Here is a 16,991-nt window from a genome sequence, read left to right on the forward strand (position 1 = left end):
TAGTATGAAAAAAAATAGTGAAACTCCCGTATTGCTAATAGCTTTTAATCGACCTGATACTACAATTAAAGTGATGGAAACATTAGAATTGGTACGACCCAAAAAGTTGTATGTAGCAATCGATGGACCTCGATCAGGCCGACCAGAAGAAAGAATATTGGTAGAAGAAGTTATTAAAATTACTAAGAATATTTCTTGGGAATGTGAAGCTCACTACTTAATAAGGGAATATAACGTAGGGTGTAAAAATGGCGTTTCTGGAGCTATATCGTGGGTGCTTGAAAAGGAAGACAGAGTTATAATAATAGAAGATGACATAATAGCTGTCCCAGAGTTTTTTAACTTTGCAGAGGAGTTATTAGAGCGGTATAAAAATGATGAACGAATAGGAATGATTAGTGCTAATAATTATACTCCTGTATCATCTTCTAGTGATTATTTACTGACTAATTATGGTCATATATGGGGTTGGGCTACTTGGAAACGTGTATGGGAGAAATTTGATGTAGCAGTACCACAAATTTACAATACCTTAGAAAATAATCTTTCTGAAATGGAATTTGCAAGTAATAGTGAAAAGAGATATTTTAAGAAAAGCTTTAGCAAGCTGGCTACTCAGCTTAAAAATAACTCAGAGAACACTTGGGATCATCAATTTGGATTTTTTAGATTGCAGAATAAATTACGATCTATAGTTCCTAGAGTAAATCTTGCCTCTAATATCGGTGAGAATAGTTCCCGTGATGAACAAAATAACTCTAAGCCTTTGGAACATTTTTATCTATCAGATAAAAAATTTAAACTTACAAACCATCCTGTAAGTTTAAAATGGAATAAGGCTTATGACAAACACCATTTCAAAAACCATATTGATAAGCTTTCTCTTTTGCAAAAAGTGAAGATTAAATTAAATCAAATAAAAAATTAGTTATGGATTATAAGATTCCATTGTTTCAACTCAATTTTGGAGAAGAGGAAATACAAGCAGTAACAGATACGATACGTTCTAAATGGATTTCCACTGGGCCAAAGTGTCAGGAGCTTGAGGAACAATTTATAGAAATGTTTGATGTTAAGCATGCAATAAGCGTTTCAAATTGCACCGATGGTTTGCATCTAGCAATGATAGTTAATAATATAAAACAGGGTGATGAAGTAATCTGTCCATCCCTCACATTTGCAGCATCTGTGAATTGCATCCGTTATGTTGGTGCGACACCAGTTTTTTGTGATATTGGAGGGTTGGATAACATGAATATTACCCCAGCTGAAATTGAAAAAAGAATAACCTCAAAAACCAAAGCAATAGTGGTTGTTCATATGGCTGGTTTTCCTGCAGATATGGATGGTATAATGGCGCTTTCGCGAAAGCATAACCTTAAAGTTATAGAAGATACTTGTCACGCTCCCTTGTCACAGTATAAAGGCAAGACATTAGGCACTATAGGTAGTATGGGTACATATAGTTTTTTTTCAAATAAAAATATAAGTACTGGTGAAGGAGGAATGATTATAACTAATGATGATGAAATCGCTGCTAGATGTAGGCTATTAAGATCTCATGGTATGACCACAATGTCTTACCAAAGGGCAAAAGGGCACGCCACTTCGTATGATATTGTAGAGCTAGGGCATAATTTTAGATTAGATGATATTAGAGCATCTATAGGTGTTGTGCAAATGAAAAAATTAAAGGCTGATCTTGATAGAAGGCAGAATGTGCGCAAATATTATATTGATGCGTTGCAATCTATAGATCAGGTTATTGTACCTTTTTGTGATAACACAGAGTATGTATCTAACTATATAATGCCTATAGTATTAAAAGACAGCACAGAGGCAAATCGAGATGCATTAAGAGCGCATCTTCACGCTCAAGGAATACAAACCAGTAATCATTATCCACCCATTCATAAATTCTCTATTTATAAGGAATACACGACAAAGCTTCCAGTAACCGAGTATGTTTGTGCAAATGAGATAACATTACCAATGTATGCTGCACTTACAAAGGAGGATGTTGAGTTCATAGCTCTTACTATTAGAAATTTTTATTCTTAAGAAGAATGCAGCAGTCTATTCTAATCTTTGGAGGTTCAATTTTACAGAGGTCTCTTATCTTAAAGTGCAAAAATAGAGGGTTGAGAACTATTGTGATCGATCCAGACCCTAATGCTTTATGTAAAAAAGAAGCGACAGTATTTGAAATAGTCGATGGGCAAGATTATGAAAAGACTTTAGCTATTGCTCGTCGCGAGAATATTTGTGGTGTTATAACAGCAGCTTCTGATAAACCATTAGTGATGATGGCGCGTGTAGCTAAGACTTTAAAGCTTCCATTCATAAGTGAGGAAACTGCAATAATTTCGACAAATAAGTTTTTAATGAAGGAATTATTCATCAAGAATAATTTGCCTTGTGCTAAAGGGGTGGAACTAGCTGCTGCAGACCAGTATACAGGAGATTTTCCTGTTATTATAAAACCTTTAGATAATTCAGGTAGTCGTGGTGTAGTATTATGTACTAACAAGAAGGAACTGAGCGTTAATTTTGTTGATACTTTTAAGTATACTAGAAAAAGTAAATTATTAGTCGAAGAATTTATTGAAGGTAAGGAGTATTCTATCGAGGGGCTGCATTTTGATGGGAATCACAAAGTAATTGCTTATACAGAAAAAGAAACGACACCGTTTCCATATAACGTAGAATTAGGACATAGACAGCCTGCAAATTTACCTGACGACATTAAATTAGAAATTAGTGATTTGTTATACAAAATTGGTAGAGCTTTTAATTTTGTAAATTGCGCATCTCATACCGAGATAAAAATTAAAAATAATCAGATACATATTATTGAAACCAGCCCAAGATTAGGTGGTGATTTTATAACTTCACATTTAACACAATTATCTACAGGGTCTGATATTGAGGATTATCTTATAACAATATCACAGGGTAATTTGCCAAAAATCACAAGCGATGTAGGAAAGAGTTCTTTAATTAAATTTTTTAAATTTAATGCAGGATTAACAGTTCTTGAAGAATGGAAATCGACTATTAAAGATGATTCTATAGTTCATTTAAGAGTTGCACTGAATAAGGGCGATGTAGTCCCGACTATAAAAAATAGTCTTAATAGATATGGAGAGGTTATCTTTCAAGGAAATAATATTAATAATTTGGAGTGTAACTACTCAAAATTATATGACTCAATGTTAACAAATCTTAGCTAATATTTATATGTTAGAAAGTAAAAGAATTAGATTACGCCCTTTAAAAGTTCAAGATAAGTTGAAAATGCACGAATGGAGAAATTCATTGGATCTTATTAAATTAACCCAAGGTATTCGCTTTCCAAAAACCATTGAGATGGAAACAAGCTGGTTTGAAAGTATTTTGAATGATATATCTAATAAGAATGTTTATTTTGCTATAGAAACTATTAGTCAAGATGAATTTATAGGCATTGTTCAACTAAACAATATAAATCAGATTTCGGGAACTTCGACTCTGGGTTTTATGATAGGAGATTCTAAAAATCAAGGTCAAGGTTACGGGAAAGAATTTGTAGAACTTATAGTGTCTTATGCTTTTAATATTTTGAATTTGAGAAAAATAACGAGTTACGTAGTGGATTATAATAGCAAGTCACTTAACTTGTTTCAAAAATTAGATGGTTTTAAGCAAGAGGGGAAGCTTGTTGAACATTTTTATTTTGAAGATTCTTATAATGATGTACTTATCTATTCTTTGCATAGAAATAAAATAAAATAGCGGTTTGGCAAAAATCAAAAAAATTAAAGTCGTTTGGTTATGCCATTTTGGTAATGAAGAGCTCTCAAAAAAATTAGGTATTTCTTCTAATTTAAATTTTGCACCTTGGATATCTGATCTACTTCTTTTATTTGAAAACAACGAGCAAATTGAATTACATGTTGTTAGTCCTAATTATTATAATAATCTTGATATTACTACTAATTTAAATGGAGCAACAATTCATTTATATAAGTACAAAATGTTACCTCTACCCAAACAATTTGAAAATATTGCATATTCCCATATTTATTCGATTTCGAAAGTAATTAAAATTGTAAATGGAATAGCCCCAGACATACTTCATTTACACGGTTCTGAAAACCCAATCTATTCAGAGGCTGTTTTGCCTTTAATTACTCAATTTCCTACATTGGTAACTATTCAAGGATTTGTTTCTTTATCTAAAAACCCTAAAAATTACATCAAGCAATATATAAGATGGAATAGGGTACGAATAGAGAGGAAGATTAATAGAAGTGCAAAATTTATTACTGCAGCAACAAAAGATACAAGAGAAGAATTAAAAAGATTTACAAAAGACGCTATTATATACGATGATCATTACCCTACTACTGTTCCCAAAGTTTCTAAGAATGGCATTACTAAGTCCAAATATGATTACGTTTTCTATGCAAGAATTTCCAAGGAAAAAGGCGTCGAAGATTTTGTAAAGGCACTTCATATTATAAAAAAATCAAAACCTCAATTAAAAGCACTTATAATAGGTGGGGGTAGTTCGAGTTATATTGAAAGACTAAAGACTAAGATTAAGACATTAGGACTCTTTGAAAACATTACATTTGCAGGCTATCAAGAGACACAACAAGATGTTTTTAATCTTGCTATACAGGCTAATATTTATATATTGCCTACACACTTTGATGGTATTCCTGGTTCTATAAGAGAATGTATGTTTATGAGAATACCAATTATTGCTTCGGCTGTAGGTGGTATACCTACATTTAACGATGAGAAGGAGTGTTTAACACTCAGCAAACCCAATGATGTGAATGATTTGGTAGTAAAAATTAAATTAGTAGAAGAAAATTCGACAAGAACTCAACGATTAGTTGATAATGCATATCAACTTATTACTAATAAATATGATAATCAAAAAATACCTTCTAATATGCTAGGTATATATAATGATATTCTCAGAAGAGAAAACCAAAACACAAAATAAAATAATGGATAGTAAAAAGAAGCTCTTTATAGATAAAAAGACAACTATACTTCAGGCGCTCGAAAAGATGGATATGCTCAAGCGTAAACTTCTTATAGTGATGGAGGAAAATTTATTTGTTGGTGTGTTGAGCATAGGTGATATACAACGTGCAATAATAAAAAAGTTACCTTTAGATAGCTCCATAGAGGGCATTCTTAGAACCGAAATCACAATATGTTCTGATACGGAATCTGAACAGGAGGTTAAGGAAAAAATGTTGTCTTCTAGAACGGAGGTAATGCCTATTGTTAATAACGAAGGCTTACTAACAAACATTTTGTTTTGGGAAGATATTTTTGGACTAACTCGTAGAAAAAAAGAAGTTAAACTTAATCTTCCAGTAATTATAATGGCAGGAGGAAAAGGAACTCGTTTACGTCCTCTCACACACGTATTCCCAAAGCCATTATTGCCTATTAACGAGAAAACCATAATAGAAGATATTATGGATCGCTTTGTAGACGTAGGTTGTAATAAATTTTTTCTTTCAGTAAATTATAAAGCAAAAACTATAAAAAGTTATTTTAAGGATTTAGATAATAAGGACTATGATATTTCGTATTTCCAAGAAGATAAACCTTTAGGTACTGCTGGTTCAATGTTTCTAATTAAGGATGATATCTCCACACCATTCTTTGTATCTAATTGTGATATTCTAATAGATCAAGATTTAGAAGAGATATATGAATATCATAAAAAAAATAATAATAAAATTACGATTGTTTCTGCTATAAAGAATTACAAAATTCCTTACGGTACTATTGAAACTGGAGAAAATGGTCTGCTAAGTCATATGGATGAAAAGCCAGAACTTATTTTCCAAATAAATACAGGAATGTATCTTTTGGAGCCTGACATGCTTAAAAAAATACCCGATAATACGTTTTATCACATCACAGAATTAATAGAAAATGTCAAAGATTGTGGTCAAAATGTTGGTGTTTTTCCAATAGCAGAAAATAGCTGGCAAGACATTGGTAACTGGGAGGATTATGGTAAAATTCTCGTTCGTTAAGAGAATTAAATTTATTAGATGATTAGACTTTTTGTTATTATCATAATTCTAGCTGCAGCTTTTTACTTCTCTACATCGAGTAGTAAATTCAGTTACGATATCCGTAGAAAGCGATACGTGGCATTTATGGTTTTCGTGCTGGCAATGCAATCTGGTCTTCGAAATTGGGCAGTGGGTTCTGATACTTATCAATATAATTATTTGTGGAGGCAAGCTCAAAGATTTTCTTGGGACAGCACATTAGAAAGACTTTTTACTTTCTCAGGTAAAGATCCATTCTATCTCTTTTTTCAAAAAGTTATTCAGATTTTTATATTAGATTATCAAGTATATTTAATGATTGTTGGTTTCTTTTTTATGATTCCTTTTGGTCATTTTATATATAAAAATACTACTAGCATAAGGCATATAGCAGTCGCCTTTATTATATATATGGGTTATTATTATGGGTTTTACTCTATTACAGGTATACGTCAAACACTTGCTACTGCTGTTTTATTCATAAGTTATGAGCATTTAGTTAAGCGTAACATTTGGAGGTTTATTAGTCTCGTTTTATTTGCTTCTCTATTCCATATTTCGGCACTTGTGTTCTTACCTCTCTACGCCGTAGTCCGATTAAATATGCCACGATTGATTTTTGGATTATCAATAATTACTTTTCCAATTGTAATGTATTTTAAAAATTATCTCGCGTTATTTTTTGTTACTATTTTTGGTGTTGAAGATAGATTTGGAGCTTATGCAGAGCAATACAAAACAGGTGGGTCATTAATACTAACTGCTTTTCAAATCGTGCTTGGTATTATTGGCCTTATATTAATGAAAAAAGCAACAAAAGACAATTACCGCGTTGTGGTAATGTACAACGTTTTTGCTCTTGCCCTATTTTTTCTCCCATTACAATGGGTAAACCCTAGTGCAGGAAGAGTAGCTCAGTATTTTGCTATTATTATGATGGTTTGGATTCCATTTCTTTTAGATGCATCTAGCTCATCGTCGCTGCATTCTAATAAATTTAGGGGAGTTACATATAGTCTAGCAACTGTAGGATTCATATTTATTACCATATTTGCTATACAGTCCTTAGATGAGTATAAGTTCTTCTGGCAATATATGAAAGCGCCCTACGGGTCTTAATCTAAAACAAAATTAATTATGCTTAAAAATAAAATATTATTAATTACTGGAGGAACTGGTTCATTTGGAAACGCAGTATTACAGCGTTTTCTACATACAGATCATTTCAGTGAGATTAGAATATTTTCTCGTGACGAGAAGAAACAGGATGATATGCGTACTGCACTTAAAAATAATAAATTGAAATTTTATATAGGTGATGTGCGCAACTATGATAGTATTGAAAGAGCTACCCGTGGTGTTGATTATATTTTTCATGCTGCTGCATTGAAACAGGTCCCTTCTTGTGAGTTTTTTCCTCTAGAAGCTACTAGAACTAATGTATTTGGCACGCAGAATGTAATTGATGCAGCAGCTTTTAATAAAGTAAAAAAAGTAATTTGTTTGAGTACAGATAAAGCGGCATATCCCATTAATGCAATGGGTATTTCTAAAGCGCTTATGGAGAAGGTTGCCGTTGCTGCCTCTCGCAATAATCCTGACACTACAGTATGCCTAACTCGATATGGTAATGTTATGGCCTCTAGAGGCTCTGTAATACCCTTATTTCTCAAACAAATACAAGAGGGAAATCCTATTACAATAACAGATCCTACTATGACGCGTTTTCTTATGTCTCTAGAAGAAGCTGTAGAGCTAGTTCTTTTTGCTTTTGAGCATGGAAATGCTGGTGACCTATTTGTAAATAAAGCACCAGCAGGAACAATAGGTGATCTTGCTCAAGCTCTTAAGGAATTATGTAAGGCAGATAACGATATAAAGATTATAGGCACAAGACACGGAGAAAAATTATATGAAACCCTCTGTACTAGAGAAGAGATGCTTAAAGCAGAAGATATGGGAGAATTTTATCGTATCCCTGCAGATAATAGAGACCTTAACTATGCACAATATTTTTCTGAGGGAGAAGAGGCGGCTGCTGAGATAGAAGATTATAACTCTCATAATACAGAGCAAGAGGATGTTGAAGGGATGAAACAATTACTATCAAATTTACCTCTAATTAAGAAGCAATTGTTTGGCGAAGATGTTTCTCAATATCCAAATTAAAAAGCATGAAGCAATTTCCTTACATTATTAAAGGAAAGTCATTCAAAGATATTCGAGGAGAACTGGTTTATAACAATGACTTTGATGCATCCCAAATCAGAAGGATGTATTCGATAACTAATAGTGTAGATCGTCCTGTACGGGGATGGCAAGGGCATCAGATTGAGAAGAGGTGGTTTTCTTCTTCAGTTGGACAAGTGAAAATTGATGTCATAAAAGTTGATAATTGGAAAGTGCCCGACCCTAAAGCATCTATAGATAGTTTTCTTATTTTCGCGCAAAGCGGAGATGTGTTATTTGTGCCAGATGGTTATATTACGAGAATTAGCTCATTAACGGAAAATGCAACAATTCTTGTATTTTCAGATTATTTGATGGGAGAAATACAGGATGATTATAAATATGATCTTGATTATTTCAATTCAAACACTCCCATGTAGTTACGTTTAAAAACTAACTTTAAATGCTGATCTAATTGGTCGCTAAATGAGATACGATAAAAAGGTATAAAAATATATTATGAAATTTATAGGTATAACAGGAGAAGCTGGATTTGTAGGTAATCACCTTAAAATGATAATTAATACTAGACCTGAAGATTTTACACTAGTCCCTTTTGAACGCTCTTTCTTTGAAAAAGATTCTAAGATGGATGAATTTGTAAATAAATGCGATGCTATAGTTCATCTTGCTGGAATGAATAGGCACGATAATCCTCAGGTCATATATGATACTAATGTTAATCTTGCAGAAAGCCTTATATCCTCATTAAAGCGTACTAAATCTAGAGCACACGTACTTTTTTCATCCTCATCTCAAGAAGGTAGAGAAAATCTTTATGGATCTTCAAAAAAGAAAGCGAGGGAGTTACTCAATAACTGGGCTGAGCAAGTTGGTGCTACATTTACCGGAATGATTGTTCCCAATGTTTTTGGTCCATTCGGTAAACCTTTCTATAACTCAGTTGTAGCAACATTTGCCCATCAAGTTTCAAAAGGAGAAGTACCTACTATTCAAATTGATGGTGAGCTTAAGCTCATTTATGTATTAGAGCTCGTACAAGAAATTTTGGATAAAATTAATGACAGTATACACGAACCTGAGTATGTGATTTCTCATACCGCTGTCGCTAAAGTTTCAGAAGTTTTAAATTACTTTCAAAGCTTTAAGAATACCTATCAGGATCTTGGAGTGATCCCAGTGATAACCAACACTTTTGAATTACATCTATTTAACACCTATCGATGTTATATGGATATAACATCGCATTTTCCTGTAAAATTTACGCAACATACCGATCCAAGAGGTAGTTTTGTTGAAATAATTAGATTAGGAGTAGGAGGGCAAGTTTCATTTTCGACTACAGTTCCAGGTATAATTAGAGGGAATCATTATCATACTAGAAAGATAGAGCGTTTTGCAGTTATTAAAGGAAAAGCTTTAATTCAATTACGCAAGATAGGTACAAACGAAATATTAGATTTTTACCTTGATGGTGATGAACCAGCCTACGTAGATATGCCTATATGGTACACTCATAATATAAAAAACATAGGAGATGATGTTTTATATACCAATTTTTGGATTAACGAACCTTATGATGCAGCTGATGCAGACACTTATTTTGAAGAAGTTTAAGTAAAAAATATGAAAAGATTAAAAGTAATGACCGTCGTAGGTACGCGTCCAGAGATTATACGTTTATCAAGAGTACTTGATGCACTTGATGCTTCGGAAGCCATTGAGCATATTCTAGTACATACTGGGCAAAATTATGATTATGAACTTAATCAAATATTTTTTGATGACCTTGCTATAAGAAAACCGGATTATTTTCTTGAAGCTGCAGGTAAATCAGCAACAGAAACTATAGGTAATATTCTTATCAAAATAGATCCTCTTTTGGAAGAGATTAATCCAGATGCATTCTTAGTTTTAGGAGATACAAATAGCTGTTTATGCGCTATTCCTGCAAAAAAGCGTCACATACCTATATTTCATATGGAGGCAGGTAATCGTTGCTTTGATCAGCGTGTGCCAGAAGAGACAAACAGGAAAATTGTTGATCACACAGCAGATATAAACCTTACCTATAGCGATATTGCGAGAGAATATTTACTTAAAGAAGGGTTACCTGCAGATAGAATTATAAAAACGGGGAGTCCTATGTTTGAAGTTCTTAATCACTACTTACCTAAAATTAAAGCTAGTGATGTTCTATCTCGTTTAAACCTTAAAAAAGAGAATTATTTTGTTGTTTCTGCCCACCGTGAGGAAAATATAAGTAGTGAGGTTAACTTTACGAACCTTATGCGGGGGTTAAATGATATTGCAGAAACTTATAATAAACCTATCATAGTAAGTACACATCCACGTACTCGAAATATGATTAATAAGAAAAACATTACAATGCACAGTAATGTACAGTTTTTAAAACCTTTAGGTTTTCACGATTACAATGCACTACAAATGTACAGTTATGCTGTGTTATCAGATAGTGGTACAATTTCTGAGGAATCCTCTATTCTCAATTTTCCTGCTCTCAATATAAGACAGGCACACGAGCGTCCAGAAGCTATGGAGGAAGCCTCTGTAATGATGGTAGGCTTATCACCAGAAAGAATAATGCAAGGTCTTTTACAACTCAAGAGACAAGAAAGAGGAGCCAGTCGTAATTTTAGAACGGTTGCAGATTATAGTATGCCTAATGTAAGTGAGAAAGTCGTACGTATCATATTAAGTTATACGGACTATATAAAACGCACTGTCTGGAGTGAATCATTATAATGGATAAAGGAACTATAATATATATAGGAGGATTTGAATTGCCAGACAAGAATGCTGCAGCACACCGAGTAATAGCAAATGGGAAGCTATTACGCGATGTAGGGTATAATGTTCATTTTATGGGAATATCAAATGAAAGAATTTATAGTAATAAAACTTTTTATGGTTTTAACTCAAGTGCATTAAAATATCCTAATTCTATTATTTCTTGGTTTGAATATATAACTACTTTCAAAAATTATATAAAACTTATTGAGTCCTATAGTAATGTCCACTCTATAATATGTTATAACCTTCCTTCTGGATCTCTATATCGTTTACTAAAATATTGTAAAAAAAAAGAAATAAAAATTTTTTCAGACTGCACAGAATGGTACATCGCACCCAAAACAGGTAATTTTTTAGCTAGAACGGTAAAGTCTTGGGATATTAAACTTAGAATGAATAATCTTCACATAAAATTAGATGGAGTTATTGCTATAAGTTCCTTTCTAGACACTTATTATAGTAATCAAGGTGTTAAAACATTGCAGATACCACCTTTGATCGACAAGGAAGATTCTAAGTGGCCTACTAATATACTTCTAAAAACCAATACAACTGTTAATTTAATTTATTCCGGATCTCCCTTCGCTCTAACAAAAGGATCAGAGGTAAAGGACAGGCTTGATTTAATAATTGATGGTCTTTATTTGATTTCCAAAACTTTTAAAGACTTTAAATTGACCATCTTAGGAATGGATTTAAGTGGCTTTCTGATTGTATTTCCTGACTACAAAGACAAACTATTGTCTCTAGGTGAATTAATAGATTGGAAAGGTCGTGTTCCTCACAATGAGGCCTTAGATTTATTGAAAAAGAGTGATTTTTCTATTTTCTTAAGAGATACTAATTTAGTTACTACAGCTGGCTTTCCAACAAAATTCGTTGAAGCTCTTTCTTGCGGTATTCCTGTGCTTACTAATAGAAATAGTAATTTAGCAGACTATCTGATTGAAGGAAAAAATGGTTTTTGGATAGATACAAGTAGTGAGGATTCTGTTTATGATTCACTTTCAGAAGTATTTAAAATAAATAAAAATGATCTAAAAATTTTAAAAGAAAGCGTGTTAGAGGATAAAATATTTGATTATAGAAGTTATATGACTGTTTTTGAAAATTTTTTGAAATAATCTATGAAAAAGCTTACTTTTTTTCTAACCTTAAATGTAATTTTTGTGCTTTTTTCTTGTGGTACAAATGAGCTACTCAAAGTCGATACCAAACTTGCAAAAAAGCAATACAACAAAGAGTCGGATTCATTGAATAAAGACTTAACTAATAATGAGAGTTTTTATCTCACCTATGCGAAAGTTACCGACTATTTACCAAAAAATTATTCTGTATTGGGAGATATAGACTATACTAATTATATTCAGAAAGCTTTAAATGAAGAGCGAAATTTAATCTTTCCTAATTTTCCCTTACTAGTTAATGATAAAGGTATAGCAGTAAAAAGTAATTCTATAGTTATATTTCCAGAGGGTTCTAAGTTAATTTTATCACCATCAGATAAAGTTTGGTATACGATATTAGCTCTAAATAATGTCGAAAATGTAAAATTATATGGGCCGATAATAGAGGGCGATAAGTATAGAAGGCTAAAACCAAATATAACAGAAGGTGAGTGGGGAATGGGTATATGGATGGCCTCGGCACGAAATATTGAAATTTATGCTCCTAAAGTTGAGAAGTGTTGGGGAGATGGTATTTACATAGGGAAAGGTGATATAAACAAACCCAACAATAAAATTTTGATAACTGATCCGTATATAAATGATAATAGACGGAATGGAATTTCTATTGTATCTGGTAAGAATGTAACTATTAATAATGCTATTATTTCCAATACGAATGGTAAAAGCCCAGAGGCAGGTATTGATATAGAACCCAATGGAAACGACGACGTAATTGAGAATATAACTATAAATAATCCACACACTATAAACAATGCTTATTTGGGAATCGTTGTATCCTTAGGTAGTATGGTAGGTGAAAAGGCTAAAAATGTTTCTGTAGAAATTAGAAATCATAAAGATGAGTATTCATACCACGGCTTTGTATTAGCATCGATTAGGAGAGAGGTGAATAAAAATGATAAAAAATTACAAGGATATATAAATATTGTAGAGCCTGTTTGGAAATTTAATAAAGTTCCATACGCTTTAGGCTTAACGAGAGGCTTATTTCCATCGTTGAAAATAGACAAGCCTATTATTTTTACTGTGGAAGATACCGTCAATGCAAATCAAAAATTGATCAATCGTCTAAGCACCTTTGAATTTGATGGGAATTTAGAGATTACAAAAAACTAACATTTTTAGATTTGAAAAATAAAAAATTAATAAGAATCACCACAGTTCCTGTGTCATTAGAAAAGTTGCTTGAAGACCAGCTTACTTTTATGAATAATCATTATGCGGTAACAGCAATTTCTGCTGAGAAAGAAAGATTAGAACTTTTTGGGAAAAATAATGATGTATCAACTTATCATATCGAACTAACGAGAAAAATCACTCCATTAAAGGATATTAAAGCTGTGTATAAACTATATCTATATCTAAAGAATGAAAACCCATTTATAGTTCATACTCATACACCTAAAGCGGGTATTGTAGGTATGATGGCTTCCTATTTTGCAGGGGTGCCTGTAAGATTACATACTGTCGCTGGATTGCCCCTTATGGAAGCTCGCGGTACTAGACGTGTAATCTTAGATGTTGTAGAAAAACTGACCTACAGCTTTGCGACAAAAATTTATCCAAATTCTAAGGGATTGTATGATTTTATTCTTAAAAATAATTTCGCGAAAGTGGATAAAATGAGAATAATAGGTAACGGAAGCTCCAATGGAATTGACACCAATTATTTCGATCCATCATTAATTAACGCTGAGGATAATGGTAACTTAAAGAAGAATTTGGGCATAGATGATAATATATTTGTATTTATCTTTGTTGGCAGACTTGTAAGTGATAAAGGAATTAACGAACTAGTAGGTGCATTTTCTAAACTTGCGCTGGAATTTTGTGATGTTGCATTACTTTTAGTTGGCTCATTTGAAGAGGAGCTAGATCCCTTAGATAGTTTTACTTATGACAAGATCAAATCTAATCCTAGAATATATTCTGTTGGATATCAAACTGACGTAAGACCATATTTTGCTATTTCTAATGCACTCGCTTTCCCTTCTTATAGGGAAGGATTTCCGAATGTCGTTTTACAGGCAGGTTCGATGGGTCTTCCCGCAATTGTTTCTAATATAAATGGTTGTAATGAAATTATTAAAGATGGGATCAATGGTATTATTGTAGAACCTAAAGATGAAATTTCATTACACGATGCTATGCAGAATTTAGTAGATAAAAACCAATTATATTTCTCTATGAAAGAACGAGCTAGGGAATCTGTGGTGGCGAACTATCAAAGGTCAGTATTTTGGGATGCTCTTCTTGAAGAATACAAATCTTTGATGTAGTGGTTTCTAATTCTCAATTTTATGGATAGTTTTGCGTTTAATTAAAAATTAAAAAAGTGTACAAGAACGTCGTGAAACCTATTTTGGACTTACTTTTTGCATTACTTTTTTTAAGTATTGCTTCACCTATATTCGTTTTTGTTTCAATATTATTGGCAATAACTAATAAGGGTACACCATTTTTTCTCCAAAATAGACCAGGAAAAAATGGCAAAATTTTTAAGATCATAAAGTTTAAAACAATGAATGATCGAGCTGACAGTAGTGGTAATCTTCTTTCAGACAAGGAGCGACTTTCTCCATTAGGATTATTTATACGTAAAATATCCCTTGACGAAATACCACAACTTATCAATGTTTTAAAGGGAGATATGAGTCTTGTAGGCCCTAGACCATTATTACCTCAATATTTAAAATTGTATAGTGTAGAACAATCAAAAAGGCATATCGTAAAGCCAGGTATTACAGGTTGGGCTCAAGTAAATGGCCGTAATAATATAACCTGGACTCGCAAATTCGAATTAGATGTCTTTTATGTAAAAAATCTTAGTTTTATTTTAGATATTAAAGTTCTTTATAAAACTTTTTTAAAGGTTATTTTACGAGAAGATATCAATAAAGATGGGGCTATAACTACCGTTAGATTCAATGGAAAAAATTAAAAATTGTATTATTTATGGTGCTGGAACTTACGGTCAAGTCTATGCCTCATATCTTGAAGAAAATTATAATATTTTAGGTTTTATCGACGATAATCCTTTTATTAAAGATAAAAAAATTCATGGATACATAGTTTTAGGTGGTTTTGATTATTTAAAAAAAAACCTCAATATATCTATAGATATTTTTGTTCCATTAGGAAATCCCTCCGTAAAAGAAAAAATTTTAAAAAAAATAAAAAATTTAGGCTATAAAACACCAAATTTCATACACAAAACTTCTGACATTCACTGTAATGTGAAGATTGGTGAAAGTGCTGTCTATATACTTCAAAATACTACGATAATGCCGTTTACTACAATAAATGATAGCGTAATGATAAGCGCAGGTACCGTTGTATCTCATCATTCTATCATCGAGAGCAATGTATTCATATCTTTTGGAGCTAATGTAGGTGCTTCTTTAATAATTAAAAATAAGGCATACCTAGGTATAGGTTGTACAATAATGACTGGTGTTGAATCAGTAGGAGTTGGAGCGATAGTGGGAGCGGGAGCCGTTGTAATAAAAAATGTACCGGATTATACTACAGTAGTTGGAAACCCTGCTAAAATAATAAAATATAATACCAATGAATAATTCTAAAATATGGCTTTCCTCTCCGCATATGGGAGGCACTGAGCAAAATTACGTTAAAGAAGCATTTGACAGTAACTGGGTTGCCCCTTTGGGAGCAAACGTAAATGGTTTTGAAAGTGATCTTGAAAAATATCAAGGAGAAGATACACTTGTTGCAGCTCTTAGTTCTGGGACAGCTGCAATACACCTTGCTCTTATTCAATGTGGAGTTACGCACGGTGATGAAGTAATATGTCAATCTTTTACATTTTGTGGTAGTATTAATCCTATTATATATCAAGGGGCTACACCTATTTTAGTAGATAGTGAGCCAGACACTTGGAATATTTGTCCAAAGTATTTAGAAAAAGCAATAGAGGATAGAATACGCTTGGGTAAGACACCAAAGGCAATTGTGGCAGTACATCTGTATGGGATGCCTTATAAAATTGATGAAGTTCACGCTATTGCAGATAGGTTTTCTATACCTATAATAGAGGATAGTGCCGAGGCTCTTGGGTCAACTTTCAAAGGTCAGAAATGTGGAACATTTGGTCGCTTTGGTATTCTTTCGTTCAATGGAAATAAAATTATCACCACAAGTGTAGGAGGTGCGATGGTTTGTAATTCTAAGAAAGATAAGGACTACACTGTTTTTCTAGCAACTCAAGCAAGAGATGAGGCCGCACATTATGAACACACAGCTGTTGGGTATAATTATAGAATGAGCAATATAACTGCAGGGATAGGCCGTGGTCAAATGGAAGTGCTGGAAAAACACATCAACCTTAGACGTGGTATGCATACATTTTATGAAAGAGTTTTTAAAAATATAAGCGGAGTAAAAGTTTTTACAGAACCTAACTCTGATTATCATAGTAATCACTGGCTTTCTGCAATTATTGTTGATCCAGAAAAGACAAACGGTATTACCAGAGAAGATATGCGTATTGCTTTCGCGAAAGCAGATATAGAATCAAGACCACTTTGGAAACCAATGCATATGCAGCCTATTTTTAAGGATACACCTTATTACGGTAATAATGTTGCAGAGGAGTTATTTAATGAGGGGCTTTGTTTGCCATCAGGATCAAATCTGACTGATGCAGACAGGGACCGAATTGAAAAGGCTATCTTTGATTTATTCAAATAATTCATAAAAG

The 16,991-nt window shown here is 32.8% G+C and carries 17 protein-coding genes; all 17 read left to right on the forward strand.

All coding sequences use genetic code 11. From position 1 onward, the window contains the following. Positions 1–4: 4 nt before the first annotated feature. The 17 genes from JM84_RS09360 to JM84_RS09440 all read left to right on the forward strand — a co-directional run bounded on the left by JM84_RS09360 (position 5) and on the right by JM84_RS09440 (position 16,981). Positions 5–928: a hypothetical protein gene (locus JM84_RS09360; protein ID WP_144783926.1), complete on the forward strand. Its 924-nt coding sequence runs from the start codon at positions 5–7 to the stop codon at positions 926–928. A 2-nt stretch (positions 929–930) separates the two neighbouring features. Beyond that, positions 931–2,061: a DegT/DnrJ/EryC1/StrS family aminotransferase gene (locus JM84_RS09365; protein WP_013752258.1), complete on the forward strand. Its 1,131-nt coding sequence runs from the start codon at positions 931–933 to the stop codon at positions 2,059–2,061. Positions 2,062–2,141: 80 nt separating this feature from the next. Continuing rightward, positions 2,142–3,233, forward strand: coding sequence for an acetyl-CoA carboxylase biotin carboxylase subunit family protein (locus JM84_RS09370; RefSeq protein WP_186439113.1), 1,092 nt, complete (start codon positions 2,142–2,144; stop codon positions 3,231–3,233). 7 nt (positions 3,234–3,240) lie between these two features. Further along, positions 3,241–3,774, forward strand: coding sequence for a GNAT family N-acetyltransferase (locus tag JM84_RS09375; protein WP_144783930.1), 534 nt, complete (start codon positions 3,241–3,243; stop codon positions 3,772–3,774). A 4-nt stretch (positions 3,775–3,778) separates the two neighbouring features. Then, on the forward strand, positions 3,779–4,999 hold the full coding sequence (locus tag JM84_RS09380) for a glycosyltransferase (protein ID WP_144783932.1): 1,221 nt from the start codon (positions 3,779–3,781) through the stop codon (positions 4,997–4,999). Then, a complete protein-coding gene (locus JM84_RS09385; protein WP_261375717.1) occupies positions 4,962–6,056 on the forward strand; it encodes a nucleotidyltransferase family protein in 1,095 nt (364 codons plus the stop codon). Before JM84_RS09380 ends, JM84_RS09385 begins: the two co-directional genes overlap by 38 nt. An 18-nt stretch (positions 6,057–6,074) precedes the next feature. Next, entirely contained in the window at positions 6,075–7,196 is a 1,122-nt protein-coding gene (locus JM84_RS09390; RefSeq protein ID WP_144783934.1) for an EpsG family protein, read from the forward strand. Between the two features lie 18 nt (positions 7,197–7,214). Then, positions 7,215–8,246, forward strand: a complete 1,032-nt coding sequence (locus tag JM84_RS09395) for a polysaccharide biosynthesis protein (RefSeq protein ID WP_144783936.1) — start codon at positions 7,215–7,217, stop codon at positions 8,244–8,246. A 104-nt stretch (positions 8,247–8,350) separates the two neighbouring features. After that, positions 8,351–8,686: a sugar epimerase gene (locus JM84_RS09400; protein ID WP_144783938.1), complete on the forward strand. Its 336-nt coding sequence runs from the start codon at positions 8,351–8,353 to the stop codon at positions 8,684–8,686. 79 nt (positions 8,687–8,765) lie between these two features. After that, positions 8,766–9,884: an NAD-dependent epimerase/dehydratase family protein gene (locus JM84_RS09405; RefSeq protein ID WP_144783940.1), complete on the forward strand. Its 1,119-nt coding sequence runs from the start codon at positions 8,766–8,768 to the stop codon at positions 9,882–9,884. Between the two features lie 9 nt (positions 9,885–9,893). Further along, entirely contained in the window at positions 9,894–11,033 is a 1,140-nt protein-coding gene (gene wecB, locus JM84_RS09410) for a non-hydrolyzing UDP-N-acetylglucosamine 2-epimerase (protein WP_144783942.1), read from the forward strand. Continuing rightward, positions 11,033–12,205 (forward strand): glycosyltransferase, encoded by a 1,173-nt coding sequence (locus tag JM84_RS09415; RefSeq protein WP_144783944.1) that lies wholly within the window; start codon positions 11,033–11,035, stop codon positions 12,203–12,205. Before wecB ends, JM84_RS09415 begins: the two co-directional genes overlap by 1 nt. Before the next feature lie 3 nt (positions 12,206–12,208). Further along, on the forward strand, positions 12,209–13,387 hold the full coding sequence (locus tag JM84_RS09420; RefSeq protein WP_144783946.1) for a right-handed parallel beta-helix repeat-containing protein: 1,179 nt from the start codon (positions 12,209–12,211) through the stop codon (positions 13,385–13,387). Between the two features lie 11 nt (positions 13,388–13,398). Further along, positions 13,399–14,550: a glycosyltransferase family 4 protein gene (locus tag JM84_RS09425; RefSeq protein WP_144783948.1), complete on the forward strand. Its 1,152-nt coding sequence runs from the start codon at positions 13,399–13,401 to the stop codon at positions 14,548–14,550. Between the two features lie 56 nt (positions 14,551–14,606). Continuing rightward, entirely contained in the window at positions 14,607–15,212 is a 606-nt protein-coding gene (locus tag JM84_RS09430; protein WP_144783950.1) for a sugar transferase, read from the forward strand. Next, positions 15,199–15,849 (forward strand): sialic acid O-acetyltransferase, encoded by a 651-nt coding sequence (locus tag JM84_RS09435; RefSeq protein WP_144783952.1) that lies wholly within the window; start codon positions 15,199–15,201, stop codon positions 15,847–15,849. Before JM84_RS09430 ends, JM84_RS09435 begins: the two co-directional genes overlap by 14 nt. Next, entirely contained in the window at positions 15,842–16,981 is a 1,140-nt protein-coding gene (locus tag JM84_RS09440; RefSeq protein WP_144783954.1) for a DegT/DnrJ/EryC1/StrS family aminotransferase, read from the forward strand. Before JM84_RS09435 ends, JM84_RS09440 begins: the two co-directional genes overlap by 8 nt. The last annotated feature ends 10 nt before the right edge of the window (positions 16,982–16,991 follow it).

Source organism: Dokdonia sp. Hel_I_63 (assembly GCF_007827285.1).
GTDB lineage: Bacteria > Bacteroidota > Bacteroidia > Flavobacteriales > Flavobacteriaceae > Dokdonia.